General features: G+C 73.4%; 29 protein-coding genes. 7 read left to right on the forward strand and 22 right to left on the reverse strand.

The features are described 5' to 3' along the window. Positions 1-65: 65 nt before the first annotated feature. Positions 66-824: a phosphoglyceromutase gene (locus ABT403_RS22390; protein ID WP_344162621.1), complete on the reverse strand. Its 759-nt coding sequence runs from the start codon at positions 822-824 to the stop codon at positions 66-68. A 162-nt stretch (positions 825-986) separates the two neighbouring features. Here ABT403_RS22390 and ABT403_RS22395 point away from each other — a divergent pair, with 162 nt between their 5' ends. Further along, entirely contained in the window at positions 987-2300 is a 1314-nt protein-coding gene (locus tag ABT403_RS22395; protein ID WP_344162618.1) for an MDR family MFS transporter, read from the forward strand. A 227-nt stretch (positions 2301-2527) separates the two neighbouring features. Here the strand turns inward: ABT403_RS22395 and ABT403_RS22400 are convergent, their stop codons facing one another. Beyond that, the gene (locus tag ABT403_RS22400) at positions 2528-3019 is read right to left on the reverse strand and encodes a type III secretion system chaperone family protein (protein ID WP_344162614.1); all 492 of its coding nucleotides are present in this window, start codon (positions 3017-3019) and stop codon (positions 2528-2530) included. Continuing rightward, positions 3012-4394, reverse strand: coding sequence for a D-inositol-3-phosphate glycosyltransferase (gene mshA / locus ABT403_RS22405; protein ID WP_425580234.1), 1383 nt, complete (start codon positions 4392-4394; stop codon positions 3012-3014). The genes ABT403_RS22400 and mshA overlap by 8 nt, the downstream gene beginning before the upstream one ends. A 214-nt stretch (positions 4395-4608) precedes the next feature. Between mshA and ABT403_RS22410 the strand changes: the two genes are divergently transcribed. The 3 genes from ABT403_RS22410 to ABT403_RS22420 all read left to right on the forward strand — a co-directional run bounded on the left by ABT403_RS22410 (position 4609) and on the right by ABT403_RS22420 (position 8386). Further along, positions 4609-5421 (forward strand): class I SAM-dependent methyltransferase, encoded by an 813-nt coding sequence (locus tag ABT403_RS22410; protein ID WP_344162611.1) that lies wholly within the window; start codon positions 4609-4611, stop codon positions 5419-5421. Between the two features lie 211 nt (positions 5422-5632). Further along, positions 5633-6757, forward strand: coding sequence for a C40 family peptidase (locus ABT403_RS22415; protein WP_344162608.1), 1125 nt, complete (start codon positions 5633-5635; stop codon positions 6755-6757). A 372-nt stretch (positions 6758-7129) separates the two neighbouring features. Next, positions 7130-8386, forward strand: a complete 1257-nt coding sequence (locus ABT403_RS22420; RefSeq protein ID WP_344162605.1) for a PP2C family protein-serine/threonine phosphatase — start codon at positions 7130-7132, stop codon at positions 8384-8386. Between the two features lie 23 nt (positions 8387-8409). On the opposite strand, the gene ABT403_RS22425 is transcribed toward ABT403_RS22420, so the two are convergent. The 3 genes from ABT403_RS22425 to ABT403_RS22435 all read right to left on the reverse strand — a co-directional run bounded on the left by ABT403_RS22425 (position 8410) and on the right by ABT403_RS22435 (position 9883). Continuing rightward, on the reverse strand, positions 8410-8751 hold the full coding sequence (locus tag ABT403_RS22425; protein WP_344162602.1) for a DUF2516 family protein: 342 nt from the start codon (positions 8749-8751) through the stop codon (positions 8410-8412). Between the two features lie 138 nt (positions 8752-8889). Then, on the reverse strand, positions 8890-9474 hold the full coding sequence (locus tag ABT403_RS22430) for a hypothetical protein (RefSeq protein ID WP_344162599.1): 585 nt from the start codon (positions 9472-9474) through the stop codon (positions 8890-8892). 22 nt (positions 9475-9496) lie between these two features. Next, positions 9497-9883, reverse strand: a complete 387-nt coding sequence (locus tag ABT403_RS22435) for a helix-turn-helix domain-containing protein (RefSeq protein WP_344162596.1) — start codon at positions 9881-9883, stop codon at positions 9497-9499. A 185-nt stretch (positions 9884-10068) separates the two neighbouring features. Between ABT403_RS22435 and ABT403_RS22440 the strand changes: the two genes are divergently transcribed. Further along, positions 10069-10407 (forward strand): DoxX family protein, encoded by a 339-nt coding sequence (locus tag ABT403_RS22440; RefSeq protein WP_344162593.1) that lies wholly within the window; start codon positions 10069-10071, stop codon positions 10405-10407. Between the two features lie 74 nt (positions 10408-10481). Here ABT403_RS22440 and ABT403_RS22445 read toward each other — a convergent pair whose 3' ends face one another. Continuing rightward, entirely contained in the window at positions 10482-11369 is an 888-nt protein-coding gene (locus tag ABT403_RS22445; RefSeq protein ID WP_344162590.1) for a sigma-70 family RNA polymerase sigma factor, read from the reverse strand. Between the two features lie 169 nt (positions 11370-11538). On the opposite strand from ABT403_RS22445, the gene ABT403_RS22450 reads away from it, so the two are divergent. Next, positions 11539-12321: an SDR family oxidoreductase gene (locus ABT403_RS22450; protein WP_344165720.1), complete on the forward strand. Its 783-nt coding sequence runs from the start codon at positions 11539-11541 to the stop codon at positions 12319-12321. A 6-nt stretch (positions 12322-12327) separates the two neighbouring features. Here ABT403_RS22450 and ABT403_RS22455 read toward each other — a convergent pair whose 3' ends face one another. The 3 genes from ABT403_RS22455 to ABT403_RS22465 form a co-directional block, all read right to left on the reverse strand. After that, the gene (locus ABT403_RS22455; RefSeq protein WP_344162587.1) at positions 12328-13107 is read right to left on the reverse strand and encodes a putative protein N(5)-glutamine methyltransferase; all 780 of its coding nucleotides are present in this window, start codon (positions 13105-13107) and stop codon (positions 12328-12330) included. A gap of 34 nt (positions 13108-13141) precedes the next feature. Beyond that, positions 13142-14386 (reverse strand): GNAT family N-acetyltransferase, encoded by a 1245-nt coding sequence (locus ABT403_RS22460; RefSeq protein WP_344162584.1) that lies wholly within the window; start codon positions 14384-14386, stop codon positions 13142-13144. 85 nt (positions 14387-14471) lie between these two features. Further along, the gene (locus tag ABT403_RS22465) at positions 14472-15071 is read right to left on the reverse strand and encodes an RsiG family protein (protein WP_344162581.1); all 600 of its coding nucleotides are present in this window, start codon (positions 15069-15071) and stop codon (positions 14472-14474) included. A gap of 132 nt (positions 15072-15203) precedes the next feature. On the opposite strand from ABT403_RS22465, the gene dtd reads away from it, so the two are divergent. Further along, entirely contained in the window at positions 15204-15629 is a 426-nt protein-coding gene (dtd, locus tag ABT403_RS22470; RefSeq protein ID WP_344162578.1) for a D-aminoacyl-tRNA deacylase, read from the forward strand. A gap of 9 nt (positions 15630-15638) precedes the next feature. Here the strand turns inward: dtd and ygfZ are convergent, their stop codons facing one another. From ygfZ to ABT403_RS22530, 12 genes are all read right to left on the reverse strand, one after another. Then, positions 15639-16607: a CAF17-like 4Fe-4S cluster assembly/insertion protein YgfZ gene (gene ygfZ / locus ABT403_RS22475; RefSeq protein WP_344162574.1), complete on the reverse strand. Its 969-nt coding sequence runs from the start codon at positions 16605-16607 to the stop codon at positions 15639-15641. A 51-nt stretch (positions 16608-16658) separates the two neighbouring features. Further along, the gene (locus ABT403_RS22480; protein WP_344162571.1) at positions 16659-17126 is read right to left on the reverse strand and encodes a Fur family transcriptional regulator; all 468 of its coding nucleotides are present in this window, start codon (positions 17124-17126) and stop codon (positions 16659-16661) included. 80 nt (positions 17127-17206) lie between these two features. Next, entirely contained in the window at positions 17207-17779 is a 573-nt protein-coding gene (locus ABT403_RS22485) for a heme-binding beta-barrel domain-containing protein (RefSeq protein WP_045950390.1), read from the reverse strand. A gap of 276 nt (positions 17780-18055) precedes the next feature. Beyond that, the gene (locus ABT403_RS22490) at positions 18056-18916 is read right to left on the reverse strand and encodes a hypothetical protein (protein ID WP_344162565.1); all 861 of its coding nucleotides are present in this window, start codon (positions 18914-18916) and stop codon (positions 18056-18058) included. Next, positions 18913-19833, reverse strand: coding sequence for a hypothetical protein (locus ABT403_RS22495; RefSeq protein ID WP_344162562.1), 921 nt, complete (start codon positions 19831-19833; stop codon positions 18913-18915). The genes ABT403_RS22490 and ABT403_RS22495 overlap by 4 nt, the downstream gene beginning before the upstream one ends. Then, positions 19830-20573 carry a hypothetical protein gene (locus ABT403_RS22500; protein ID WP_344162559.1) on the reverse strand — a complete coding sequence of 248 codons (744 nt, stop codon included), beginning with the start codon at positions 20571-20573 and terminating at the stop codon, positions 19830-19832. The genes ABT403_RS22495 and ABT403_RS22500 overlap by 4 nt, the downstream gene beginning before the upstream one ends. Positions 20574-20687: 114 nt before the next feature. Then, complete coding sequence (locus ABT403_RS22505; protein ID WP_042813060.1) at positions 20688-20954, reverse strand: DUF3099 domain-containing protein; 267 nt, start codon at positions 20952-20954, stop codon at positions 20688-20690. Positions 20955-21098: 144 nt separating this feature from the next. Further along, a complete protein-coding gene (locus tag ABT403_RS22510) occupies positions 21099-21389 on the reverse strand; it encodes a DUF1416 domain-containing protein (protein WP_344162552.1) in 291 nt (96 codons plus the stop codon). 69 nt (positions 21390-21458) lie between these two features. Then, complete coding sequence (locus ABT403_RS22515) at positions 21459-22304, reverse strand: sulfurtransferase (protein WP_344162549.1); 846 nt, start codon at positions 22302-22304, stop codon at positions 21459-21461. Between the two features lie 194 nt (positions 22305-22498). Next, the gene (locus tag ABT403_RS22520; RefSeq protein ID WP_350206375.1) at positions 22499-22582 is read right to left on the reverse strand and encodes a putative leader peptide; all 84 of its coding nucleotides are present in this window, start codon (positions 22580-22582) and stop codon (positions 22499-22501) included. Between the two features lie 161 nt (positions 22583-22743). After that, positions 22744-23460: an LmeA family phospholipid-binding protein gene (locus tag ABT403_RS22525; RefSeq protein WP_344162546.1), complete on the reverse strand. Its 717-nt coding sequence runs from the start codon at positions 23458-23460 to the stop codon at positions 22744-22746. A gap of 131 nt (positions 23461-23591) precedes the next feature. Continuing rightward, complete coding sequence (locus ABT403_RS22530; RefSeq protein ID WP_502966013.1) at positions 23592-24758, reverse strand: hypothetical protein; 1167 nt, start codon at positions 24756-24758, stop codon at positions 23592-23594. Positions 24759-25304: the final 546 nt, after the last annotated feature.

Here is a 25304-nt window from a genome sequence, read left to right on the forward strand (position 1 = left end):
CGCGCGCGAAAAATGCCTCCCACCGGCGCCGTACGCGCAGGTGGGAGGCATGATCACCGTGCTTGTTACTTCTTGCCCTGGTTCTTCACGGCCTCGATGGCGGCCGCCGCGGCCTCCGGGTCGAGGTAGGTGCCGCCCGGGGTGAGGGGCTTGAAGTCGGCGTCGAGCTCGTAGGAGAGCGGGATGCCGGTCGGGATGTTCAGGCCCGCGATGTCGGCGTCGGAGATGCCGTCGAGGTGCTTGACCAGGGCGCGCAGGGAGTTGCCGTGCGCGGCGACCAGGACGGTGTGGCCGTCGAGGAGGTCGGGGACGATCGCGTCGTACCAGTACGGGAGCATGCGGACGACGACGTCCTTGAGGCACTCCGTGCGCGGGCGCAGCTCCGGCGGGATGGAGGCGTAGCGCGGGTCCGCGGACTGGGAGAACTCGGTGCCGTCCTCGAGGGCCGGCGGCGGGGTGTCGTACGAGCGGCGCCACAGCATGAACTGCTCCTCGCCGAACTCGGCGAGGGTCTGGGCCTTGTCCTTGCCCTGGAGGGCGCCGTAGTGGCGCTCGTTCAGGCGCCAGGAGCGGTGGACGGGGATCCAGTGGCGGTCGGCGGACTCCAGGGCCAGCTGCGCGGTGCGGATGGCGCGCTTCTGGAGGGAGGTGTGCACGACGTCGGGGAGCAGACCGGCGTCCTTGAGCAGCTCACCGCCGCGGACCGCCTCCTTCTCGCCCTTCTCGTTGAGGTTGACGTCCACCCAGCCGGTGAACAGGTTCTTCGCGTTCCATTCGCTCTCGCCGTGGCGGAGGAGGATCAGCTTGTACGGTGCGTCGGCCATGCGTACGAGCCTAGTGGACGGCCGGGGGCGCTCGCGCGCGGTCGGGGGGCGGTCCCGGGGCGGTCCGATTGACGTCCGGCGTCAATTGAGTGGCGGGCGGCGAGCCCCTCTCGTAACGTGCCGGGCGGATCAGTGACACTTACACCGCCCGGGGGAATCCTTATGTCCTTTGCCCGTCTGCGCCGGTCCGCCCGGGAGAGCGTCTCGGGTCTGCCGCGCGCGTTCTGGTGGCTGTGGGCGAGCACGCTCGTCAACCGGCTCGGGGCCTTCGTCGCCACGTTCATGGCTTTGTACCTGACCCTGGAGCGGGGCTATTCGGCCTCCTTCGCGGGACTCGTGGCCGCCCTGCACGGGCTGGGCGGGGTGGCGTCCTCGCTGGTGGCGGGGGTGATGGCCGACCGGCTGGGGCGGCGGCCGACGATGCTGGTGGCGCAGGTCTCGACGGCCGGGTCGGTGGCGCTGCTGGGGTTCATGGAGCACCCGGCGGCGATCGCGGCGGTGGCGATGCTGGTCGGGATGACCTCGAACGCCTCCCGGCCGGCGGTGCAGGCGATGATGGCGGACATCGTCCGGCCGGAGGACCGGGTACGGGCCTTCGCGCTGAACTACTGGGCGATCAACCTGGGCTTCGCGGTGAGCTCGGTGGCGGCGGGGCTGGTCGCCGAGTACAGCTACCTGGCCGGGTTCCTGGGCGAGGCGGCGCTGACGCTGCTGTGCGCGGTGCTGGTGTTCGTGAAGCTGCCGGAGTCGCGGCCGGAGGCGGCCGCGGGGGCCGGGGAGGACCCCGAGTCGTCCGGGGCCGAGGTCGGGCTGGGGGCCGTGCTGCGGGACGGGCGGTTCATGGGGATCGTCGGGCTGTCGTTCCTGATCTCGCTGATCTACACGCAGGGCTCGGTGGGCCTGCCGGTGGCGATGGGCGCGGCCGGGTTCTCGCCCGGGGAGTACGGGCTGGTCATCGCGGTGAACGGGGTGCTGATCGTGGCGCTCCAGCTGCCGGTGACCCGGTTCATCGAGGACCGTGACCCGCGACGGCTGCTGGTGGTGTCGTCGCTGCTGGTCGGGTACGGGTTCGCGCTGACGGCGTTCGCGGGTCCGCTGTGGTCGTACGCGCTGGCGGTGTGCGTGTGGACGCTGGCGGAGATCGTGAACGCGCCGACGCAGATGTCGCTGGTGGTACGGCTGTCTCCGGTGCGGGGGCGGGGGCGGTACCAGGGGATGTACACGATGTCCTGGGCGGTGGCGTCGCTGGTGGCCCCGCTGATGTCGGGGTTCGTGATCGACCGGTGGGGGGCCGGGTGGCTGTGGGCGTCGACGGGTGTCCTGGGGACGGTGGCCGCGGGTGGGTACTGGTTCCTGATGCGGGGGCTGCCGGAGGCAGAGCCGGCCCCGGCTCCCACCCGGACGGCGTCCACCACCGCCTCCGGCCCGGCCGCGGGCTCCGGCGCGGCCGCGGTGGCGGCACCGGCCGAGGCGTAGGGGCCGGGGGCGCGGGGCCCCGCTGCGCGGAGCCGTCTCCCCGCCCCGCCCTTCGCCCGTTCCCCGGGGGCTCCGCCCCCGGACCCCAGCGCCTCAAACGCTGCGCGGGCTACACATAGCCCGCGCGGCGTTTGAGCGCACCGGGCGCGGAGCGGCCGGTATCGGGGTCAGGGGCGGAGCCCCTGGGAACGGGGGGCCCGCCAGGGCCGAGCGGTGCGAGCGGCGCGTCAGGCAGGGGTTGGGCGGGTCAGGTGTTTGAAGGCGTCCAGGTTGTGGGTGGACTCCCCCCGCGCCGTGCGCCATGCGTACTCGCGCCGGATCGCGCTCGCGAACCCGAGCTCCAGGAGGGTGTTGAACGCCCCGTCCGCCGCCTCCAGGACCGTGCCGAGGAGGCGGTCCAGGTCGTCCGGGGTGACCACGGAGAGGGGGAGCCGCGCCGTGAGGTAGACGTCGCCGAGCTGGTCGACCGCGTACGCCATCCCGTACAGCTTGAGGTTGCGTTCCAGCAGCCAGCGGTGGACGCCGGCCTCGTTCTCGTCGGGGTGGCGGATCACGAACGCGTTCACCGACAGCGAGTGGCGTCCGATCCGCAGGGAGCAGGTGGTGCTCAGCTTGCGGGTGCCGGGCAGCTGGACGACGTACGTGCCGGGCTGCGGGCTCTCCCAGGGCAGCTCGGCGCCGGCCAGCGTGGACTCGATGATCGCGGCGGTGTCAGCCATGGTGGGAGCGTACGCGACGGCGGTGATCATGCATGGCTGCGGTGTACACGTCGGCGGTTCCGCTGGCGGCGGTGTCCCAGCCGAAGTGCTGGGCGTGCCGTGCGGCGGCGCCGCCCATCCGGTCGGTGAGGCCGGGTTCGTCGACGAAGCGGCGCAGGGCGCGGGCGTAGTCGACGGGGTCGTGGCCGGGGACGAGGATGCCGGTGGTCCCGTCGTCGACGGCGACGGGCAGGCCCCCCACGGCGGCGGCGAGGACGGGCGTGCCCGTGGCCTGGGCCTCGATGGCGACCAGTCCGAAGGACTCGTTGTAGGAGGGCATGACCAGCACGGACGCCGCCCGGAACCAGTCGGCGAGCCGGTCCTGGGCCACGGGCGGGTGGAAGTGGACGAGGTCGGTGATGCCGAGTTTCGCGGCGAGCTTCTGGAGCCCCTCGGGCTTGGCGAGGCCGCTGCCGCTGGGGCCGCCGACGACGGGGACGAAGAGGCGGCCGCGCAGGGCGGGGTCGCGGTCGACGAGTTCGGCGACGGCGCGCAGCAGGATGTCGGGGGCCTTGAGGGGCTGGATGCGTCCGGCGAACAGCGGTATGACGGCGTCCTGGGGCAGGCCGAGCCGGGCGCGGGCGGCGGCGCGGCCGTCGCCGACGGTGAAGCGGTCGAGGTTGACGCCGGGGTGGACGACGGCCACCTTGCCGGGGTCGGCCTCGTAGTGCCGTACGAGTTCGTCGGCCTCTTCGGCGGTGTTCGCGATGAGCCGGTCGGCGGCGGCGACGATCTGGGTCTCGCCGATGACGCGGGCGGCGGGCTCGGGGGTGTCGCCCTCGGCGAGGGCGGCGTTCTTGACCTTGGCCATGGTGTGCATGGCGTGGACGAGGGGGACGCCCCAGCGTTCGGCGGCGAGCCAGCCGACGTGCCCCGAGAGCCAGTAGTGGGAGTGGACGAGGTCGTAGTAGCCGGGGCGGTGCCCGGCCCAGGCCTGCATGACGCCGTGGGTGAAGGCGCACAGCTGGGCGGGGAGCTCTTCCTTGGCGAGGCCCTCGTAGGGGCCGGCGTCCACGTGCCGGACGAGGACGCCGGGGGCGAGCTCGACGACGGGCGGCAGGCCGCCGGTGGTGGCCCGGGTGAAGATCTCCACCTCGATGTTGATCGCGGCGAGGCGGCGGGCGAGCTCCACGATGTAGACGTTCATGCCGCCGGCGTCGCCGGTGCCCGGCTGGTGCAGGGGTGAGGTGTGCACGCTGAGCATGGCCACGCGGCGGGGCTTGCGGTGGTGGCCGACGGCCGGGAGGCGCAGGCGGGGCGCGTCCTGGCGGGCGCCGCGGGCGGCGGCGATGCGGCCGCTGATGCTGCCGCCGATGCGGGACACGTACTGGCTCAAGGGAGCAGTTCCTCTCGCTCGGATCGCGCGGACGGCGGGCTGTGCGGGGTGCCGGTGGGGCGGCACGGTGTGACGGCATGCGTGCGGGAGCGCGCGCGGCGCCCTGCAAGGAGTGCAACCCGGATGGCCGTCCCCCGCATTCCGGGGGACGGCAACTTCCTGCTCGGGACGCCGGATTTTTTTGCGGGCCCGCGGCTCCGCTTACGCTCGGCGCATGGTCTCCCGCAGCACTCCGCCACCCCCGAAGCGCCCTGTGGGCACCGTGACGCGCGGGACGACGAACCCGAACCGGCTGCGGCGCATGGACCGCTGGATCGCCGCCGTGCACGGGGCGGCGCTGCGCCGGGCGCAGGCTCCGGTCGCGGTGGACCTCGGGTACGGGGCGGCGCCGTGGACGGCGGTGGAGCTGCTGGCGCGGCTGCGGGAGGCGGCGCCGGGGGTGCGGGTGGTCGGGATCGAGATCGAGCCGGCGCGGGTGGCGGGGGCGAAGCCGTACGAGCGGGAGGGGCTGAGTTTCCGGCACGGGGGGTTCGAGGTGCCGCTGGAGGGCGGGGAGCGGCCGGCGCTGATCCGTGCGGCGAACGTGCTGCGGCAGTACGACGAGGAGCAGGTCGAGGCGGTCTGGGAGCGGCTGTGCGGGCGGCTGGCTCCGGAGGGGCTGCTGGTGGAGGGGACCTGTGACGAGATCGGCCGGCGGCACGTGTGGGTGGCGCTGGGGCCGGAGGGGCCGAGGACGGTGACGTTCGCGACGCGGCTGGGTTCGCTGGAGCGGCCGTCGGACCTGGCGGAGCGGCTGCCGAAGGCGCTGATCCACCGGAACGTGCCGGGGGAGGCGGTGCACGCGTTCCTGCGGGACTTCGACCGGGCGTGGGCGGCGGCCGCGCCGTACGCCTCCTACGGGGCGCGGCAGCGGTGGATCCGGACGGCGCGGGCGCTGGCGGGTGACTGGCCGCTGGCGGACGGGCCGGTGCGGTGGAGGCAGGGGGAACTGACGGTGCGCTGGGAGGCGTTGCGCCCGGCGGGGTGAACCTCGCGTGGCGGGGAACCGGGGGTGGAGGCGGCCCGTTGAGCCGTGCGGGATGGACGCTGCGTGGCGGGTCGTGATCGGAGCGGAATCCGGAGGGTGTTGGAATTCGCCGGTTCGTGGCACCATCCCGGAGACAGTGCGAAGTTACTGATGAATAGTCAGATCTGATGCCGGGTGATGCCGGTTCTGACTCGGGGCGCCTGGGGGAGCCATGGGGACCGTGAAGCGAGTGTCGTCGCGCCGGAGAGGGGCGTCCGCCCTGACGCTGCTGTGCGCGATGGCGATACTGGCGGCCCCCGGTCTGACGACGGGCACGGCGTACGCGGCGCCGGCGGCGCCGGCCTCCCCGTCGGCCCCGGCTGCCCCGTCCGCGCCGGCGGCGCCCGCGCCGGAGCCCGGCGCCAAGACGCTGGAGCAGGTCCGCAAGGAGATAGAGGACCTCTACCGGCAGGCCGGCAGCGCGACGGACGCCTACAACCTCGCGGAGAGCGAAACCAAGGCGCAGTCCGAGCGGATCGTCGAGATCGCCAAGCTGGTGGTGGCCGGCCAGGACCGGATCTCCACCCTGAAGGACCGCGCGGGCGCCGCCGCCCGCGCCCAGTACCGCTCGGGCGGCCTGCCGCCGGGCGCGCGCCTCGCCCTGAGCGACAGCCCGTCCGACTTCCTCGACGGGGCGGGCCGGCTGCGGCAGGGCGAGAAGGCCACCACGGACCTGCTGGCCGAACTGACGCGCACCCAGGCCGACTTGGAGCGGTACGCGAAGGACGCGGGCGCCCTCTGGCAGAAGATGGAGGACAACCGGGCCAAGAAGGAAGCCGCCAAGAAGGAGATCGAGGACAAGATCAAGACGGCGGAGGCCCTGGAGAACAGGCTGGCGGCCGAGGAGAAGGCCCGGCTGATCCAGCTGGAGCAGGACGCCCAGTACCAGGCGCAGACGGCATGGCTGTCGTCGGGCGCGATGAAGGACGTCAAGGGCCTCGCCTCGGAGGCGGGGAAGCGGGCGGTGCAGTTCGCCACCGCGCAGATAGGCAAGCCGTACGTCTGGGGAGCGGAGGGGCCGGCCTCCTACGACTGCTCCGGGCTGACCTCGCAGGCGTGGCTGGCGGCGGGACGGCCGATCCCGCGCACCTCGCAGGAGCAGCTGCGGCTGCTGCCGAAGGTCGCGCTGAAGGACATGCGGCCGGGTGACCTGATCATCTACTTCGACGACGCGACCCACGTCGGGATGTACGTCGGGGACGGGGCGATCGTGCACGCGCCGCGACCGGGGCGGAACGTGACGCTGGCGGGCGCGGGCTCGATGCCGATCAAGGCCGTGGTCCGCCCCGACGCGTAAACCCTGGCCGGGCGGGTCAAGGGTCCGGGGGGCGCCACCGCCCCCGGAACCCCGGCGCCACCGCCCCCGGAACCCCGGCGCCACCGCCCCCGGAACCCCGGCGCCACCGCCCCCGGAACCCCGGCGCCACCGCCCCCGGAAGCCCGGCGCCACCGCCCCCGGAAGCCCGGCGCCGCGCCCCGGGAGGCGGGGCCGGGCAGGGACCTCGCCCCGCGCAGCGGGGTCCGTACGCCCTGTGACCGGGGGCTTCGGGCGGTCGTGACGTTGGTCATTCCGGGTGGGCGGGTTTCCGCCGGGATAGGGGCATATGACGCCGCACCCCGCCCGTCTCGGCATTCCCCCGCCCCACGCCCGCCCGCTAGGGTCGCCCGCATGAGCGCACTTCCGGGGGGAGGCAAGGAACCGGAGACGATGCCCGTACCCGTACCGCGGCAGAGGGAGACCCCTGCCCCGGAGATCGGCGGCCCCGCCCCGCTGACCCTGCTCGTCGTCGAGGACGACCCGGCGGGCGGTCTCACCGTCCCCGAGATCCTCAACGCCGACGGCCAGCGCATCCGGCTCCGCAGCGCCCGCAACCTCACCGAGGCCGCCCGGCTGCTCACACCCGACGTGCACTGCGTCCTGCTCGACCTGGCCCTGCCCGGCCCCGGCGAGGACGGCTTCGGCGCCCTGCGCGAGGTCCTGCGCATCGCCCCGCGCCACGCCGTGCTCGTACTCACCGCCGAGGCCGACGCCGAGCGCGCCGCCGAGGCCGTCCGCGTCGGCGCCCAGGACTTCCTCTTCCGCGACGAGCTCGACGGGCGGCTCCTGAGCCGCGCGATCCGCTACGCCGTGGAGAGAAAGCGGGCCGACATCGCCCAGTACAAGCTCGCAGAATCGAAACTTCGGGCCCAGGAGAACGCCCGCCTGGAACGCGGACTGCTCCCCACGCCCCTGCTCGACGGCTCCGACCTCCGCTTCGCCGCCCGCTACCGCCCCGGCCGCAGCCGGGCCCTGCTCGGCGGCGACTTCTACGACGCCGTCCGCACCCCCGACGGCACCGTCCACGCCATGATCGGCGACGTCTGCGGCCACGGCCCCGACGAGGCGGCCCTCGGCGTCGAGCTGCGCATCGCCTGGCGGGCGCTGACCCTGGCCGGTCTGTGCGGGGACGACCTGCTGGCCACCCTCCAGGAGGTCCTGGAGGTGGAGCGGCCCTGCGAGGAGATCTTCGCGACGCTGTGCACGGTCGACATCTCCCCCGACGGCCGTCGCGCGGGGCTGTGCCTGGCCGGCCACCCGGCCCCGCTGGTCTCCCGCCCGGGCCGTGCCGCACGCCTGCTGCCGTACGAGAACAGCGGCCCGGCGCTCGGGCTGCTCCCCCGGGCCCGCTGGCCCCGCCGCCAGGTGGACCTGGGCGGCACCTGGAGCCTGATGCTCTACACGGACGGCCTCATCGAGGGCCGGATCGGCGAGGGCCGCGAGCGCCTCGGCCAGGACGGCATGGTCGACATGATCAACCGGCACCTGGAGGACGGGCTGACCGGCGAGGCCCTGCTGGAGGCCTCCGTCACCGAGGCGCGGCGCCTCAACGGCGGCGAGCTCACCGACGATGTCGCCGTGGTGCTGCTCTCCCGCGCCGGGGGGTGACCGGGGTCAGCGGGTGACCGGGGTCAGCGGCCGCCGTTGTACGGACCGTACGGCCCGTCGCTACTGCTGCCGCCCCGGCGCCGGTTGCCGCCGCCCGAGACCTGCTTGAGGGCGGGGCGGACGTCGACGAAGAACACGATGGACGCCACCAGGCCCGCGATCTGCAGGAACAGCATCCCGAGGAAGAAGTCCACCAGAACGGTGACGCCCAGGATGACCAGCCAGAACGTCTTGGTCTGCTTGTCCGCCGCCCGGTAGGCGTCCTCCCGCGCCGTCAGCGCGAGGACGAAGGCCACGACGGCGAGCGCCAGCATGACGTAGCCGAGCAACGGGATGATCCCGTTATCGAACCCCTGCATCAGCATCGCTTCGACCGCCTTCTCGCATCCAGCTCTTCCGACTCCACGCTACCGCCCGAGCCGCCTTCCGAAACGAGAACGGACCGGACACCCCGCGGGTGCCCGGTCCGTCCGCGAGCCACTCGGCTCTCGTCCGCGAGCCGGTCAGCTCTCGTCCGCGGCCCCGGCGGCCGGCTCGGCGGCGGCCTTCTTGGCGGCGCGGCGCGCGGCGGGCTTCTTCGCGGGGGCGTCGGCGGACGCGTCGGCCGAGGCCTCGGCCGGGGCGTCCTGGGCGGGCTCCGCGGCCGGCGCCGGCTCGGGCTCCACGGCCCCGGCGATGTCCACGAACTCGTCGGCGACCTCACCGCGCCAGGCCCGCACGGCCTGCTCGCCGTGCTCGGCGACCTTGTCGTAGGTCTCCTTGGCCCGTACGGCGTACTCGGCGGCCACGCCGACCCCGCGCAGCGCCAGGTCCTGGGCGGTCTCGCCGAGCTTCTTCGGGTCGATCGCCCCGAAGACCTCGACGACCCGGGCCGTGACGGCCTCCTGGGCCACCTTGGCCTTCTCCTGGACGACCTTGGGGTCGGTGTCGAGCACGGCCTCGATGCGGGCCGGGGCCTCGGCGCGCAGCTGCTCGATCAGGCCGGGCACCTTCTTGGCCTGCTGGAGGGCGAGGTCGGCGGTGCCGGCGGCGAAGTAGAGGGGGGTGGGGTCGGTGAGGGTCTTCTTCAGGTCATCGGCGATGGCCATGTGCGGGTCCTCCCGGATCCGGTCAGTTCTGAGGGGGCACCGCGGCGTCGGCGGCGGAGTCGTCCGATCCGTTCTCCTTGCGGAACGCGTCGTAGATCTGGAGCAGCACCTGCTTCTGCCGCTCGTTGATCGACGGGTCCGAGAGGATGACGGCCCGCGTCTCCACCTCGTCCCGGTCCCGCTCGTCGAGGATCCCGGCCTGCACGTACAGCGTCTCGGCGGAGATCCGCAGCGCCTTGGCCAGCTGCTGGAGGATGTCCGCGCTCGGCTTGCGCAGCCCGCGCTCGATCTGGCTCAGGTACGGGTTCGACACCCCCGCCGCGTCGGCCAGCTGCCGCAGCGAGAGCTGGGCCTGCCGCCGCTGCTCGCGGAGGTATTCGCCGAGGTTCCCGACGTTGAGCGATGCCATGCTCCGATCCTGCCGCACCCCGCTAACTATTGCAAGCGCTTGCTTGCAGAAGTATCCGCCCGGGCCGTCGGGAAATTCCTCCCGCCCCGCTGTCACATCCGTACGCGGTGGCGGGTCAGAGGGGTGTCGGCGCGAGAGCGGCGACGAGGAGAACGCAGAGACACACCGCCCCGAAGGAGCCCCCGATGTCCACCACCGCCACCGTCGTCACCCTGGTCGCCGCCCTCATGGCCGGGTTCTCCGGCGTCTCGATCTTCCGCGGCGCCACGTTCGTCACCGAGCCGCTCGTCGAGTACGGCGTCCCGAAGGGCATGTGGACCTTCCTCGGCACCGCCAAGGTCGCCGGAGCCCTCGGCCTGATCGCCGGGTTCGTCGTCCCCGCCGTCGGGATCGCCGCCGCGATCGGCCTGGTCCTCTACTTCACCGGCGCCGTCATCACGGTCCTGCGCGCCCGCTCGTACGCGCACGTCGCCTTCCCGCTGATCTACGCCGCCCCCGCCGCCGCCGTCCTCGCCCTGGTCTGAGACCGGGGCCGGGGCCGGCGACGGCGACGGCGACGGCGACGGCGACGGCCGGAACCCCGCCTCAGTCCTCCGGGTCAGTCCTCCGGGTCCAGGGACGACAGGTCCAGCGCCCCCAGGCGCTCCGGGTCGGACAGCACGTCGATCGCGACGATCCGCCCCTCCACCACCGTGAAGGCCATGACCGACACCGCCCGGTCCTTGCGGACCACCACGACCCCCGCGGCGCCGTTGATCAGCGCCGGGCGGACGAACGGGACCAGCGAGCTGTACGTGACCGCCTGGCCCGCCACCGTCCGGGCACCCGTGAGCACCACCGTGAGCGCACCGCCCGCCCCGCCGTCCGAACGCAGCACCACGTCCGGGTCGAGCACCGACAGCAGCGCCTCGAACCGCCCGTCCCGCGCGGCCGCGAAGAACGCGTCCACCGCCTCCCGCTGGCGCGCGAGGTCCTTGTCGGGGGCCGGGGCCTGACCCTGCACCTTGCGGCGGGCCCGACTGGCCAGCTGCCGGGTCGCCGCCGAGGTCTTCTCGACCAGCGGGGCGATCTCCTCGAACGGCACCGCGAACATGTCGTGCAGGACGAACGCCAGCCGCTCCGCCGGCGACAGCGACTCCATCACCACCATCAGCGCCAGCCCCACCGAGTCGGCCAGCATCACCTCCTGCTCCGGATCGATCCGGCGCTCGGAGCGGATCAGCGGATCCGGGATCCGCGTCTCCAGCCGCTCCATCGGGTCCTCACGCCGCTGCTCGCGCGAACGCAGCATGTTGAGGCAGATCCGCGAGATCACGGTCGTCAGCCACCCGCCGAGGTTCTCGACCTCGCTCACATCGGTGCGCTCCAGCCGCAGCCACGTCTCCTGGATCGCGTCGTCCGCCTCGCTCAGCGAACCGAGCATCCGGTAGGACACCGCCCTCAGATGACCACGGTGCTCCTCGAAACGCTCCGTCAGATCCGCCATATCCGCCGGATCCGTATGAGCGGCCACAGCCTCCGGCGAAGAAATCTCGTCCACCTGTCACATTCCTTCCTCACTGCGGGTCAGGGCAGTAGACCGCACACCCCCGTGAAATCGAACGGGTTCAAGCCCGGGACGTCAACTTCCGTCCCACCGATCGGAGATGACCCAGATGACGGACACGACCGGATCCCCCCGCCCCCTCCTGGTCACCGGCGGCACCGGAACCCTCGGCAGCCTCGTCGTACCGCTCCTGCGCGAGGCCGGCGTCCCCGTACGGATCCTCAGCCGGACCCCCCGCCCCGCAGCCGACGGCGTCACCTACGTACGCGGCGACCTGCTGCGGGACGAGGGGCTCGACGCCGCCCTCGACGGCGTCGAAACGGTCCTGCACCTCGCCGGCGGGCCCAAGGGCGACGACGTCGCCGCCCGCCACCTCGTGCGCGCCGCCAAGACCGCGGGCGTGCGCCACCTCGTACTGATCTCCGTCATCGGCGCGGACACGGTCCCCCTCGCCTGGTTCAGGACCAAGCTCGACGCCGAACGTGCCGTATCCGGCTCCGGGCTGCCCTGGACCACGCTGCGCGCCGCCCAGTTCCACGAACTGGCCCTGACCGTCGCCGAGAAGCTCGCCAAACTGCCCGTGGTCCCGGTCCCCGGCGGGGTCCGCTGGCAGCCCGTCGACTCCCGCGAGGTCGCGGCCCGCCTCGTCGAACTGGCCCTCGGCAAGCCCGCCGGCCTGGTCCCCGACCTCGCCGGGCCCACCGTCCACACCCTCGGCGAACTGAGCCGCGACTACCTGCGGGCGCGCGGCAAGCGCCGCCTGATGATGCCCGTCCGGATGCCCGGGAAGGCCGGCCGCGCCTACCGCGCCGGGGAGAACCTCTCCCTCGACGGCGCGGTGCTCGGCGAGCGGACCTGGGAAGCCTTCCTCGCCGAGCGCCTCGCCTCCTGAGCCGCCCTACGCCACCGGCGCGCGCCCGGTCACCACCGTCGCGTACAGCTCCTCCGAGGTGGCCGCCCGCACCGCGAGACCCCCCGCCGTCAGCGCGGACGCCGTCAGCGGCGCCTGCCGGGCGCTGGTCTCGATCAGCAGGTGGCCGCCCGGGGCCAGCCAGCGCAGCGCCTGCGCCGCGATCCGCCGGTGGACGTCCAGGCCGTCCTCACCCCCGTCGAGGGAGACCAGCGGCTCGTGCACCCGGGCCTCCGACGGCATCAGCGCGATCTCCCCCGTCGGCACGTACGGGGCGTTGACCACGAGGACGTCCACCCGCCCGCGCAGCCCCTTCGGCAGCGCCGCGTACAGGTCGCCCTCCCACACCGCTCCCCCGTACGGGGCCACGTTGCGCCGGGCGTACGCCAGCGCCGCCGGGTCGATGTCGGCGGCGTGCAGCTCGACCCCGCCCGGCACCTGCGAGGCCACCGCCGCACCGAGCGCGCCGACCCCGCAGCACAGGTCCAGCACCACCGCCCCGGGCCGGGCCAGCGCCACCGCCTCCCCGGCCAGGAACTCGCTGCGCCGGCGCGGTACGAAGGCCCCCGCGCCCACCTCCACGCGCAGTCCGCAGAACTCCGCCCAGCCGACGACGTGCTCCAGCGGCTCGCCCTCCACCCGGCGGGCCACCAGGGCCGCCAGCTGCCCGGCGTCGGAGGCGGCCGCGGTCAGCAGCTCGGCCTCCTCCTCCGCGAAAACACAGCCCGCCGCGCGCAGCTGCTCAACGATCGATGTCACGTACCCCATCCTCGGCTTGCGATCGACAACGGCGACGGCCGGGTCAGAAGACGTCCGGGCACCACGGCCGCCGGGCGGTGCGCAGCACCGCGTCGGCGAGCGCGACCGCCCCGGGCCGCTCCTCGGATATCCGGCCCAGCGCGGCCAGCCGCGCCGCCGACTCGTCGCCCAGGTAGAGCGAGCCGAGCGCGGAGACGTCCAGGGCCAGGTCGGCCGGGTCCTGCGTACGGACGCAGGTGCCGGCCGACGCGTCGAGCCGGTAGCGGCCGTCCGCGAGCCCCGCCGCGTCCGCCACCTCCAGGACCAGGACCCCGGGCACCGTGTACGTCCGGGCGGCCAGGGCCCGTTCGACGTCGAGCAGGCGCAGCCACATGAAGTCCGCCGAGGTCACCAGCCGGGCCGCGCGCGGGTCGGGCAGCAGCAGCGGGAGGACGTCGTCGGGGGCCCGGTAACCGGTGCGGACCTTCAGCACCCAGTCGATGGAGCACAGGAACCGCCACAGGGCCCGCTCGGCCTCGGGGGTCACCGCGATCAGGTCCTTGACCGTGAGGGTGTTCTGCGGGCGCTTCTCGTCCGTCCAGTGCTCGTCGGCCGCGTACACCGCGAGACCGGCCGGCTCACCCGCCGCGTCCCGGTAGACGGCGTAGAACTTGTCCTTGTAGGGGCGCGCCTGGGTCTGCTCCAGCCCGGTGGCGATGTTCCACCAGCGGGTGTCGCGGCTGACCGCGCCGTGCACGGACTCCCGCAGCCGCTCGTGCAGCCCGGGGCCGATCCCTCGGGCCTCGCAGACGTCGACCAGGTCGATGCGGCCGCCGTCGCCCGGCCCGGAGAGGCGGGGGTCGAGGCCGCTGCGCGCGACGTCGATCTCCCATTCGGCGATGGTCGTGGCGGGCCCGTACCCGTACCGGCCGTAGATCGGGTACTCGGCGGCGATCAGCGCGGAGAGGACGTCGCCGCGCTCCTTGGCCGCCGTCAGCTCGGCCTCCATCATCCGGGTCAGCAGGCCCTGGCGGCGGTGGGTGGCGGTCACGCTGACGTTGGTGACGGCGCTGGAGGGGACGACCGCCCCGCCGGGGACGGTCAGTTCCTGGGAGAAGGAGCGGAAGGTGGCCACGCAGCGGCCGGTGACGGGGTCGAAGGCGCCCTGGGTGCGGCCGAGGTCCCAGTACTTGGCCCGCATGGCCACGTCGGCCTCGGGGAACGGCTTCGGCTGGAGGAAGCCCGTGTTCAGGGCCTGCAGCCAGCCGGCGAGTTCGGATTCGGCGATCGGCCGGATGTCAGTACTCATATGCGGTCACGCTAACGGCCGCACCGGGCCGAGTCGCCCGAATTTCCGCCCGCCCGTCAGGTCCCGGACCGGCCCCGCCCCGCCGCTACGCCAGCAGGTCGTCCACCTGCGCCTCGCCCTCCCGGTAGCGCCGGGTGATCTCCGCGCTGGAGTCGTCCGCCGTCCGCTGGAGCTGCTGGCGGCGCCGCGAGACCTGCTGCTCGAAGCGGACCAGCCGGGCCATCGCCTCGTGCAGTTCGGCGTCCGTGCGGGCGTCCAGGTCCGACAGCTCCACGTCGGCCAGCATCTCGGCCGCCAGCAGCCGGAACTCCTCGCTCTGCGGGGTGCCGAGGGTGACGTGCCGGGCGGAGGCGCTGCGGCTGGACGGGGCGTCGGCGAGGATCTCCGAGAGCCGGTCCACCACCGGCGCCTCGGGGTCCGTCCGGCGGGCGAGCTCGGCGCGCAGGATGTCGATGCGGCCCTGGAGGAGTCTGCGCACGTAGCTGAGGTCCGCCTCGTCGCGCTGGGCGTCACGGCGCAGGGCGCGCAGCTCGGGCAGGCCGAGCGCGGCGGCGGCGACGGGGGTGGTCGGCCCCTCGGCGTCGCCGGTGCGCTGCGCGGGCGGCCGTACCGGGGGCGCGGGCGCCGTCGCGTCGCCGGCTGACGCGGGTGCAGGTGCGGAGGTAGAGGTACCAGAGGTGTTCATCGTTTCCTGTCCGTCCCCTCGACCGGTGCTGGGGGCACCGCCTGCGTGCATGGTGCCACTCTCCGTGGTGCGAACGCAGTCCCACACCACCCGATCGGCCCCGGACGGGTGCATGCCTGGTACACAGGTGGTATGCGAGCAGTGGTGCAGAGAGTGGACGGCGCGAGCGTCGTCGTGGACGGGGAGACGGTCGGCGAGATCGTCGGCGAGGGGCTGTGCGTGCTAGTGGGGGTGACCCACGACGACACCCCGGAGAAGGCGGCGGTGCTGGCCCGCAAGCTGTGGTCGGTGCGGATCCTGGAGGCGGAGAAGTCCTGTAGCGACGTGGCGGCGCCGCTGCTGGTGATCTCGCAGTTCACGCTCTACGGGGACGCCCGCAAGGGCCGCCGCCCCACCTGGAACGCGGCCGCGCCCGGGCCGGTGGCCGAGCCGCTGGTGGACGAGGTGGTGGCGCAGCTGCGGGCGCTGGGCGCGACGGTGGCGACGGGCCGGTTCGGCGCGGACATGCGGGTCTCGCTGACCAACCACGGCCCGTTCACCATCGTCATCGACGTGTAGCCGCCGTTCTTACGGGGCTACGACGACCTCCTGCGCGGCCGGGGTGGTCCCGGCCAGCAGCGGGGCGTCCACCGGAACGTTCCGCTTGACCAGCGCGAGCGCGATCGGCCCGAGCTCGTGGTGGCGCACCGCCGTGGTGACGAAGCCGAGCTGGCGGCCGTCCTCCCCGTCGGCGGCGAGCCGTACGGGCGCGCCGTGCGCGGGGAGCAGCACCTCGGAGCCGTCCAGGTGGAGGAAGACCAGCCGGCGCGGGGGCTTGCCCAGGTTGTGGACGCGGGCGACGGTCTCCTGGCCGCGGTAGCAGCCCTTCTGGAGGTGCACGGCGGTGCCGATGAGGCCGATCTCGTGCGGGATGGTGCGGTGGTCGGTCTCCAGGCCCAGGCGGGGCCGGTGCGCCTCGACGCGCAGGGCCTCGTAGGCGAGGAGTCCGGCGGCGGGCCCGTGGGCGGCGGCGAAGGCCTCCAGCCGCTCGCGCGGCAGGAACACGTCACGGCCGTAGGGGGTCTCGCGGACCACGTGCTCCTTGTCGACCTCGGCGATGGAGCCGGCCGGCAGGTGGACGAGGGCGAAGTCGGCGGTGCGGTCGGCGACTTCGACGCGGTAGAAGAACTTCATCGACTCCAGGTAGGCGATCAGCGCCTCCTGGGTGCCGGGCTCGACGTGCGCCCAGGTGGTCTCGCCGTCGTCGACGAGGTGGAGCTGGTGCTCGATGTGCCCGTTGGCGGAGAGGATCAGCGCCTCGGTGGCCTGCCCCGGCGGGAGTTCCGTGACGTGCTGGGTGATCAGCAGGTGCAGCCAGGCGAGCCGGTCCTGGCCGGTGACGGTGACGACCCCGCGGTGGGAGAGGTCGACGAAGCCTCGGCCGTCGGCGAGGGCGCGCTGTTCGCCGTAGAGCTCTCCGTAGTGGGCGGCGACGCCCTCGTCACGGCCTTCGGCCGCTACGGCGCCGGGAAGATGGAGCAAGGGGCTGCTGGTCATGCCACCAAGCCTACGACCCCGCCCGCGGGGGCCCAGGGCGCACCGGGGGCGCTACGCGTCGGCCGGGCCGGGGGCGGGGGCGGTGGCAGTGGTTTCGCGGCGGCGGGCGGCGCACTGCTCGCACAGGCCGAAGATGGCGAAGTGCTTCATGTCGGTCTCGAAGCCGAAGGTGTCGCGGAGTTTCGCCGTGAAGTCGGCGGCGACGTCGAGGTCGGCCTCGATGACCTCGGTGCAGTCGCGGCAGACGAGGTGGATGTGGTGGTGCCGGTCGGCGAGGTGGTAGGTGGGGGCCCCGTGCCCGAGGTGGGCGTGCGAGACGAGGCCGAGCTCCTCCAGGAGCTCCAGCGTGCGGTAGACGGTGGAGATGTTGACGCCCGAGGCCGTCTTGCGCACTTCGGCGAGGATCTCGTCGGGGGTCGCGTGCTCCAGGGCGTCGACCGCTTCCAGCACGAGCTGGCGCTGCGGTGTCAGCCGGTATCCGCGCTGCCGCAGGTCGCTCTTCCAGTCGGTGGTCACCACCCGGCCAGTGTAAGCGCGCGAAGGGGACCGCGGCCCTGCCGCGGTCCCCTTCGTACGTGTACGCGTGCGCGTGCGCCTGCTCAGCGGAAGAAGGCGATGCCGTCTTCCGGGAGCTCCGGGAGGTTGCGCGCCATGTCGGCGATCTCCTCCGGGGTGACGACCTTCTTGAGCTGGGCCGACATGTACGGGCGCAGCTCGACCTCGGGGGTCGCCTTCTCGCCGACCCACATCAGGTCGCTCTTGACGTAGCCGTAGAGCCGCTTGCCGCCGCTGTACGGGCCGGAGGCGGCGGTGCGGGCCACGGCGTCGGTGACGAGGTCGATCTGCGGCTTCTGGTCGGCGAGCTCGCCGTACCAGACCTCGACCACGCCCTGGTCGCGGACCATGACGATCTCGACCTTGCGGTCCTTGTCGATGCGCCAGTAGCCCGACTCGGACTCCAGGGGGCGCACCTTGTTGCCCTCGGCGTCGAGCACCCAGGAGTGGGAGGTGTACGCCAGGAAGTCCCGGCCGTCGTGGCTGAAGACGACTTCCTGGCCGAAGTTGCACTTCTCCTCGCCGGGGAAGTCGAACACGCCGGCGCCTTCCCAGGTGCCGAGGAGGAAGGCGAGGGGGACGAGGCCCGGGTTCAGGTCGGACGGGATCTGGATCATGGTTGGCTGCTCAGGCGATCTGTGGGAGGGGTTCCGGGGCGGTCGGCCGGTCGGCGGTTAGCGCTGACCCTGGTACAGCTTCTTGACGGCCAGGCCGGTGAAGGCGAGGACGCCGACGCAGACCAGGACCAGCAGGGAGGTGAAGACTGCCTCAAGCACGGGGTGCTCCTCGGAGGATTCGGTGCGGGTGGACGGGGCCGGTCCCCAAGCCTACTGGCCCGGGGACCGGCGCACGGTGTGAGGTAGGCCGAACCGGCCCCTGCCCGGGTGGACCGGTCAGTGGAGCAGCTGGTCCTGGAGGATCACCGCCTGGTGGAGCGGCACGGCGGCGGCCCCGCCCTTGCGGTTCTGGAGGATCAGGGCCTGGACGTCGCCCGACGGGACGCACCCGACGCGGGTCTGCTCGTCTCCGAAGGGGACCGTCTCGGCCAGGACCTTGACGCCTTCGAGGGCCGGGGAGACCTGGGCGGCCTTGGCCTTGCCCCAGACCTCGTCCGAGTCGATGCCCTTGACCCCGTTCAGCTCCATCCCGAAACCGCAGCCCTTGAACCTGTCCGCGAACCCCGAGGCGTGGAAGCGCAGCAGGTAGATACGGGTACGGGTGCCGTCGGGGGTGGTCCAGCCGCGGGCCGCGATCTGGCGCAGGCCGTCGAGGTCGAACTGCTGCCGCAGCTTGTCGCGGGCCGACGGCTCGTATTCCGCCAGGAAGGTGTCCACGGTGACGGCCGAGTCCTTCTCCAGCTTCAGCCCGGCGTCCGGGGCGGAGCCCTGCGGGGCGGGGAGCAGGAGCTGGGTCAGGTCGGCGTAGTGGATGCCGTCCGGGTTGTCCGGGGCGAAGGGCAGCGGCGCGCCCGGGGGCGGGGTGGGCCGGGCCAGGACGGGGTAGGCCCAGCGGCCGTCGTCCTTGGTGGACAGGCCGGGGACCTCGGTGCGCGCGGGCCGGGTGATCCCGTACGCGGTCCCCGCTCCGGCGGCGCCGAAGACGAGGATGGCGGCGGTCCAGCGCAGGACGGCACGCAGCCTGCGGCGGTCCTTGGGGGCGGGCGGGACGGGGGGCCCGGACGCCCCGACGGCTTCGGCGGCTTCGACGGCGGGCTCCCCGGGGGCCTCCGGGGCGCCGGTGGTCTGCTCGGTCACACGGACTCCCCGGGGGACTTCAGGTGGTTCAGCTGGTTCTTGAAGATCGCGGCGGCGTCGGAGCCCGAGAAGACGTTCTTGGGGCCGTAGGCCTGGAATTCGACCATCACGTCGCCCTGGACGGCGACGCAGGAGAGGGAGTCGATCCCCTCGTCCTTCTTGTCCTTCTTGTCCTTCTCTTCGTCGGCGACGGCCGCGAGCGCGCACCGGGCGTCGGGGTACCCGTCGACCTTGGGGGCCTCACGGCCGTCGCCGGCGAATTCGAGGAGCTTCCCGGAGACCTGCGAGAAGGAGTCCAGGGCCTTGGGGTCGGCCTGCATCAGCTGGACCTCCACGACCAGCGTCCCGGTGTCCTTCGCGAAGGTACGGCCGGCGACGCCCTTCAGCTTGAGCTGGGCGAGCATGTCGTCGCGCTTCTTGCGCTCCGAGGCCGACAGGCCCGTGCGGGCCTCCTTGAAGCCTTCCAGCGCGCGCTCCCCCGAGACGGCATAGTCGTTGCCGTCGGAGGCGAGGTCGGGGCCGGGCCGGTAACCCGGCGGGGCCGGGATGAGCTTCGACGAGAGGGCGTTCCCGGGGACCTGGCCCGGCACCGGGCGGTCCGGCAGCGACGCCCCGTCGGGGACCCAGTAGGCCGTGGGCGCGCTCCGGTCGGCGCCTGCGACGGCGGACGAGGCCCAGAACCCGGCGCCCACGAGGGCGGCCGTCGCGACGGCCGCCGCCGCGAGGGCGACGGTCTTGCGGCGCCCGCCCGTCCGAGCGGCGGGCTCCGGCGCCGGGTCCTCGGGCGCCACGGGCTCCGGCACCACGGCGTCGGGCGCCGCGGGCTCCTGCGCTACGGCCTCGGGCGCCGCGGATTCCGCCGGCTGGGTGACGGGCGCCTGCGCGCCGGATTCGATGTCCTTCTGCGGCTCGGTCACAGTCGCTCCCACTGGCGCTTCGCCACCTCGGCGACGTCGCTCTCCGCGATGTCGCGTCCACGCTTGTCGTAGTAGAAGACGTGCATGACGATGTCGCCCCGGCGGGCGACCGCCCTCGCCTGGCGGAGCGGGTAGTAGCCGGGCTTCTCCTCGGTCTTGGCGTACACCCAGAGGTGGCCCGACTCGGTCGGGACTCCCGGGATGTCGGCTCCGCCGTTGCCCGCGTACTTCTCCTTGTACAGGTAGCCGGACTGTCCGCCCCGGTACTCGTCCGCGCCCTTGAAGTCCCTGAACTGGAGCAGATGGACTTCGACGTGGATGTCTCCCTGCTCCCAGGAGGTCCTCACGACGCGCCGGAGCCCACGCTCGACCAGGTTGCGGAAGGCGCCGCCGGGCGCGTCGAAGCCCGTCGCGTACGAGTCGAGGCTGTCGTAGCCGTTGCCGTCGCTCTTCGCCCCGGCCGGCGCTTCGATCAGCAGCTTCGTGAGGTCGTCGTCCGTCTTGTGCCAGCGGTTGGCGTTGATCGACTTGATGGTCGTGGCGTCGTTCGGCGCCTGCGCCTTCGGCGGGTCCAGCTTCTGCTGGGCCAGTGGCGGCAGGGGCGTGGGCTCGCGGTCGTACTGGATCGCGTAGCCGGTGACCGTGCCGGCGAGGGCGCCGAGGACGAGAGCGGCGGCGATCAGGGCGGTGGTGCGGCCACGGCGGCGCTGGGCGCGCGGCGGCGGCTGTTCGTGTTCCAAAGGGGTCCCCCCACAGACCTGGAGGCGCGGGAGCGTTCGCCCGCGCACATCCAAGACACCCTGCGGGGAAAGGCCGTTGTACGCATCCTTATTACGCTTTTATCTCGAACGCGTTCAATCCTCGGGCGGGCGCCGCTTTCCGTCCAGTTCGTCCCACCACTCGTCGGACTTCGGATCCCCCGACGGGTCGTCCCACCAGCGGTCGTCCGGCCCGCGCCGGTTCGCGACCATCGCCGCCACCGGCGGGATGACCATCGCGACCACGCACAGCGCGACCGCCGCCGGGACCGAGAAGAGGCGTACGAAGGACCAGGCGGAGACGAACAGGAACAGGCATCCGCCCATGAGCAGGAAGTAGGCGCGCCGACGCCGGGCGTACATACCTCCAGCGTAGGGCCGGGCCCTCCCCGCACAAGGGTGCGGACGGCACGAAGGGCCGCACCCCGTTCCAGTGGCGTCCAACCCCCTGGGGTGCGGCCCTCCGGCCGGTACTGCGGTGCGGTCGCGTCAGACCGCGATGTCGCGTCAGACCGCGATGGCGACGTCCGTCACGCCGCCGGCCTCGACGACCACGACGGCGCGGTCGGCCTGGCCGCCGGGCACCAGCGCCCGGAGCGTCCACGAGCCCTCGGCCGCGTAGAAGCGGAACTGGCCGGTCGCGGAGGTCGGGACCTCGGCGGTGAACTCGCCGGTCGAGTCCAGCAGCCGCACGTAGCCGCTGACGGGCTCGCCGTCCTTGGTCACCTGGCCCTGGATCGCGGTCTCACCCGGCTTGAGGGTCGCGAGGTCGGGCCCGCCGATCTGTGCTCCACACATGTTCTCTGTCCTGTCCTAGAGAGGTTCCGCTGCTACGAGGGGCGGGCGTCGCGTGCCCGGCCGCCGGGATTACTTGTTGGCGCCGAGCTCGATCGGCACGCCGACGAGCGAGCCGTACTCGGTCCAGGAGCCGTCGTAGTTCTTGACGTTCTCCTGGCCCAGGAGCTCGTGCAGCACGAACCACGTGAGCGCGGAGCGCTCACCGATGCGGCAGTAGGCGATGGTGTCCTTCGCGAGGTCGACCTGCTCGGCCTCGTAGAGGGCGGTCAGCTCCTCGTCGGACTTGAAGGTGCCGTCGTCGTTGGCGTTCTTCGACCACGGGATGTTGCGGGCGCTCGGCACGTGGCCGGGGCGCTGCGACTGCTCCTGCGGGAGGTGCGCCGGGGCGAGCAGCTTGCCCGAGAACTCGTCGGGCGAGCGGACGTCGACCAGGTTCAGGGAGCCGATCGCGGCGACGACGTCGTCACGGAAGGCGCGGATGGAGGTGTCCTGGGCCTTGGCCTTGTACTCGGTGGCCGGGCGGTTCGGGACGTCCTTGCCGTCCACCAGGTCGCGGGAGTCGAGCTCCCACTTCTTGCGGCCGCCGTCGAGGAGCTTGACGTCCTGGTGGCCGTAGAGCTTGAAGTACCAGTAGGCGTAGGACGCGAACCAGTTGTTGTTGCCGCCGTAGAGGACGACGGTGTCGTCGTTGGAGATGCCCTTGGCGGAGAGGAGCTTCTCGAAGCCCTCCTGGTCCACGAAGTCGCGGCGGACCGGGTCCTGGAGGTCCTGCTTCCAGTCGATCCGGACGGCGTTCTTGATGTGGTTCTTGTCGTAGGCGGACGTGTCCTCGTCCACCTCGACGATCACGACGTTGGCGTCGTTCAGGTGGGCCTCGACCCAGTCGGCGTCTACGAGGACGTCGCTGCGGCTCATGGTGATCTCCTCCGGGGCAGTGTGCGGCGGGGCTGTGCTGGTGCTGCGGTGGGGCTGGCGTTGCTGTGCGCGGCCGCTGTCGGTCGGCGCTCTTCGGCCCTGCGCGGGGAGGCGTCGGGGCGGGAGGCGGATGCGGTGCGGTCACGCGGATGAAGGGCCGTCGGTCCGGCCGGCGGAGCGGGAAGGCTCACGCCTCACATGGAGCGACAGAGCATGGCGGCGACGCGACACAGGTCTACTGCCCGCCGCTTCGTGAGGTCCGCCTGCTGATGCTTCATGGCAAGGATCGTAGGGACGAACCGGCCGCCCTGTCACCGGCGTGTCATATGGCGAGACGGGATCGTCCGAATACCGGGACGAGAAAGCCCCGGGAGGCCTCCTCAGGGCCTTCCGGGGCTGCTCCTGCGGCCCGTCCGCCTGCGGATCGGACCGCGCCGTCTCACGATCCGGCCAGGCTCACGTCCGTGCCCGTCAGCGTGAGGTGGACGCCCGCCTCGTCCGAGGTCAGCGCGGTGAGCTTGAGACCGGCCGGGAGGCCGTCGTCGATGCGGCGGTCGAAGTCCGTCCGCCTGCGGATCGCGCTCTCGATCCCCGGTATGCCCTCGCCCGGAACGGAGTCCGCGTGCACCCGGACGGTCTTGCCGCCCGAGCCCCCCTTCCCGTCGACCAGCTCGACGGTGGAGATCACGCTGCGGGTGATCGAGCGGCCCAGGATCTCCACCGTCGCGGTGACCTTCAGCTTGCCGGGCTGGCCGCCGTAGGTCAGCGTCGCGCCCGTCTGGGAGGCCTTGGTGAGGTCCTCGTAGGAGATCAGCGCGGTGCCCTCGGCACGCTTGGCGGACCCGCCGGTGTAGTCCCCGTTCAGCTTCACGTCGTGGAAGCTGGCGTCCAGCTGCGAGAGCCGCGTCTTGCGGCCGTCGGCGGAGGCGTCGACGCCCTTCAGCTTGAGGTCGACCTGCTCCAGCTCGTGGCTGAGGGCCTGGGTGAGGAACGGGAAACCGTGGATGTCGACCTCGGCGCTGCCCGCCAGGCCCTGGCGGGCCTGGATCTTCTCGGCCAGCCGGTTCTCGGCGTAGCCGACCGCCCACCGGTCGGCCCCCACGAACAGGCCCCCCAGCACCACCACGACGATCACCACGAAACGCAGGAAACGCACGTGCCCTCCCCCAGCCACTCATCAGTACGTGCGTTCCAGTGGACCATGATCGCGGTCGGAACGCCGTGAGCGGGATCATGGGCGGGCCTGTGAGCGCCGTCTCCCCCGGCGCCCCGGCCCGCCCCGCTCCGTCAGCCGACCACCCGGCCGATCAGGTAGACGGCGGGGGCCGCCACCGCGAGCGGCAGCGCGACACCGGCCGTCATGTGCACGAACTTCGACGGGTAGTCGTACGCCGCCACGCGCAGCCCGGCCAGGGCGCACGCCCCGGCCACCAGGCCGACCAGCGCGCCGCCCGCGCCCAAGTCCACCAGCCCGCCGACCGCGATGCCCGCACCGGCCGCGGCGGCCAGCGAGACGCCCACGGAGGGCACGGTCGGCAGCGGCAGGGCCCGCGCGAACACGGCGACGGCCACGGCGGCCGCCCCCGCGCTCACCGCGGCCCAGCCGGCCGCGAGGAACCCGGTGCAGGCGATGGCCAGCGCGGCGGAGGCCACCGAGGCCATCAGCCCGTACATCCGCTCGTCGGGGTCGGCGTGGCTGCGCAGCTGGAGGACCAGCGTGAGCAGCACCCACACCCCGAGGGTGCCGATGATCGCGCCGGGGCCGTACGTACCGTCGACGGCGAGAACCGCGCCGTCGGCGACGAGGGCTCCGGCGAAGGCGAGGGCGATGCCCTGGCGGGCCGGCCACATGCCGTTGAGCCGGAACCAGCCGGCCGCGGTGAGGCCCTGGAGGGCGATCAGCGGCAACAGCAGGGCGTACTGGCCCACGGCGGCGGCACCGGCCAGCAGGAGCCCGAGGGCGGCGGTCAGTATGGCCGACTGCGGCCCGGGATCGATGATCGGCGACCGCCCCTCGGCCCGCGCCTGAGCGGGGTCGACGGCGCGCAGCGTGTTCCCCCCGAGCGTCGGCGGCGACCACTCCGCCCCGGCCCCGCCGCCGGCGGGCCCGTCTTCCCGCACGGGAGGCAGGTACGCCGTCTCGGCAGCGGCCACACCGGCCGGGGGCTGTGCGCCGGTCACGGGCGGCAGGTAGGCCGTCTCGGCGGCCGCCACGTCCACCGGGGCCTGCGGGTCCCGCACGGGCGGCAGGTACGCCGTCTCGGCGGCCGCCACGTCCACCGGGGGCTGCGCGTCCCGCACGGGCGGGAGGTACGCCGTCTCGGCGGCCGCGTCGGCGGAGGGGTGCGGGTCCCGCACGGGCGGCAGGTACGCCGTCTCGGCCGCCGCGTCGGCGGAGGGGTGCGGGTCCCGCACGGGCGGCAGGTACGCCGTCTCGGCCGCCGCCGCGTCCACCGGGGGCTGCAGGTCCCGCACCGGCGGCAGGTACGCCGTCTCGGCGGCGGAGGCCGCCTGCGGGTCGGGGTCGCGGAACCAGGAGTCCGGGACCGCCGGCTGCGCCTGCCCCGGGTAGGGCGACGGGTACGCGGAGGCGTCCGCGGACTCCCGTACCGGCGGCAGGTACGCGGTCTCGGCCGCGGACGAGGGGTCCGGCCACGGCAGGCCCCCGCCCGTCGGCTGCGGCGGCTCGGGCTGCCGCACCGGCGGCAGGTACGCCGTCTCCGCAGCGGAGGCCGCCTGCGGCTCGGGGTCGCGGAACCAGGAGTCCGGCACGGCCGGCTGCGGCTGGGCCTGGGCCTGTCCCGCCACCGGGTACGCCGTCCCGCCGCCGGACGAGGCGTCCGGCCACGCCACGCCCCCGCCCGTCGGCTGCGCCGCAGGAGGCTGCGCCTGGGGCTGCGCGTCGCGGAACCACGCCTCCGGCGCGGCCGGGGCCTGGTGCGGCTGCGCCTGCGGCTGCGGCTGCCACGCGGCGCCCCCGCCGGCGGAGGCGTCCGGCCA

It is taken from the genome of Streptomyces sp. NPDC000075, assembly GCF_040301925.1.
Classification (GTDB): domain Bacteria; phylum Actinomycetota; class Actinomycetes; order Streptomycetales; family Streptomycetaceae; genus Streptomyces; species Streptomyces polychromogenes.

What these genes read in the sequence shown, in the direction of transcription:
- ygfZ (WP_344162574.1), bottom strand. Translation starts at nt 16,607, where the DNA reads ATGACCAGCAGCCCCTTGCTCCATCTTCCCGGCGCCGTAGCGGCCGAA.
- ABT403_RS22420 (WP_344162605.1), top strand. Translation starts at nt 7,130, where the DNA reads ATGAGCGCACTTCCGGGGGGAGGCAAGGAACCGGAGACGATGCCCGTA.
- ABT403_RS22455 (WP_344162587.1), bottom strand. Translation starts at nt 13,107, where the DNA reads ATGGGGTACGTGACATCGATCGTTGAGCAGCTGCGCGCGGCGGGCTGT.
- dtd (WP_344162578.1), top strand. Translation starts at nt 15,204, where the DNA reads ATGCGAGCAGTGGTGCAGAGAGTGGACGGCGCGAGCGTCGTCGTGGAC.
- ABT403_RS22430 (WP_344162599.1), bottom strand. Translation starts at nt 9,474, where the DNA reads ATGGCCATCGCCGATGACCTGAAGAAGACCCTCACCGACCCCACCCCC.
- ABT403_RS22415 (WP_344162608.1), top strand. Translation starts at nt 5,633, where the DNA reads ATGGGGACCGTGAAGCGAGTGTCGTCGCGCCGGAGAGGGGCGTCCGCC.
- ABT403_RS22400 (WP_344162614.1), bottom strand. Translation starts at nt 3,019, where the DNA reads ATGGCTGACACCGCCGCGATCATCGAGTCCACGCTGGCCGGCGCCGAG.
- ABT403_RS22425 (WP_344162602.1), bottom strand. Translation starts at nt 8,751, where the DNA reads ATGCTGATGCAGGGGTTCGATAACGGGATCATCCCGTTGCTCGGCTAC.
- ABT403_RS22505 (WP_042813060.1), bottom strand. Translation starts at nt 20,954, where the DNA reads ATGTACGCCCGGCGTCGGCGCGCCTACTTCCTGCTCATGGGCGGATGC.
- ABT403_RS22520 (WP_350206375.1), bottom strand. Translation starts at nt 22,582, where the DNA reads ATGAAGCATCAGCAGGCGGACCTCACGAAGCGGCGGGCAGTAGACCTG.
- ABT403_RS22465 (WP_344162581.1), bottom strand. Translation starts at nt 15,071, where the DNA reads ATGAACACCTCTGGTACCTCTACCTCCGCACCTGCACCCGCGTCAGCC.
- ABT403_RS22435 (WP_344162596.1), bottom strand. Translation starts at nt 9,883, where the DNA reads ATGGCATCGCTCAACGTCGGGAACCTCGGCGAATACCTCCGCGAGCAG.
- ABT403_RS22445 (WP_344162590.1), bottom strand. Translation starts at nt 11,369, where the DNA reads ATGGCGGATCTGACGGAGCGTTTCGAGGAGCACCGTGGTCATCTGAGG.
- ABT403_RS22510 (WP_344162552.1), bottom strand. Translation starts at nt 21,389, where the DNA reads ATGTGTGGAGCACAGATCGGCGGGCCCGACCTCGCGACCCTCAAGCCG.
- ABT403_RS22460 (WP_344162584.1), bottom strand. Translation starts at nt 14,386, where the DNA reads ATGAGTACTGACATCCGGCCGATCGCCGAATCCGAACTCGCCGGCTGG.
- ABT403_RS22485 (WP_045950390.1), bottom strand. Translation starts at nt 17,779, where the DNA reads ATGATCCAGATCCCGTCCGACCTGAACCCGGGCCTCGTCCCCCTCGCC.
- ABT403_RS22410 (WP_344162611.1), top strand. Translation starts at nt 4,609, where the DNA reads ATGGTCTCCCGCAGCACTCCGCCACCCCCGAAGCGCCCTGTGGGCACC.
- ABT403_RS22395 (WP_344162618.1), top strand. Translation starts at nt 987, where the DNA reads ATGTCCTTTGCCCGTCTGCGCCGGTCCGCCCGGGAGAGCGTCTCGGGT.
- ABT403_RS22450 (WP_344165720.1), top strand. Translation starts at nt 11,539, where the DNA reads ATGACGGACACGACCGGATCCCCCCGCCCCCTCCTGGTCACCGGCGGC.
- ABT403_RS22515 (WP_344162549.1), bottom strand. Translation starts at nt 22,304, where the DNA reads ATGAGCCGCAGCGACGTCCTCGTAGACGCCGACTGGGTCGAGGCCCAC.
- ABT403_RS22440 (WP_344162593.1), top strand. Translation starts at nt 10,069, where the DNA reads ATGTCCACCACCGCCACCGTCGTCACCCTGGTCGCCGCCCTCATGGCC.
- ABT403_RS22390 (WP_344162621.1), bottom strand. Translation starts at nt 824, where the DNA reads ATGGCCGACGCACCGTACAAGCTGATCCTCCTCCGCCACGGCGAGAGC.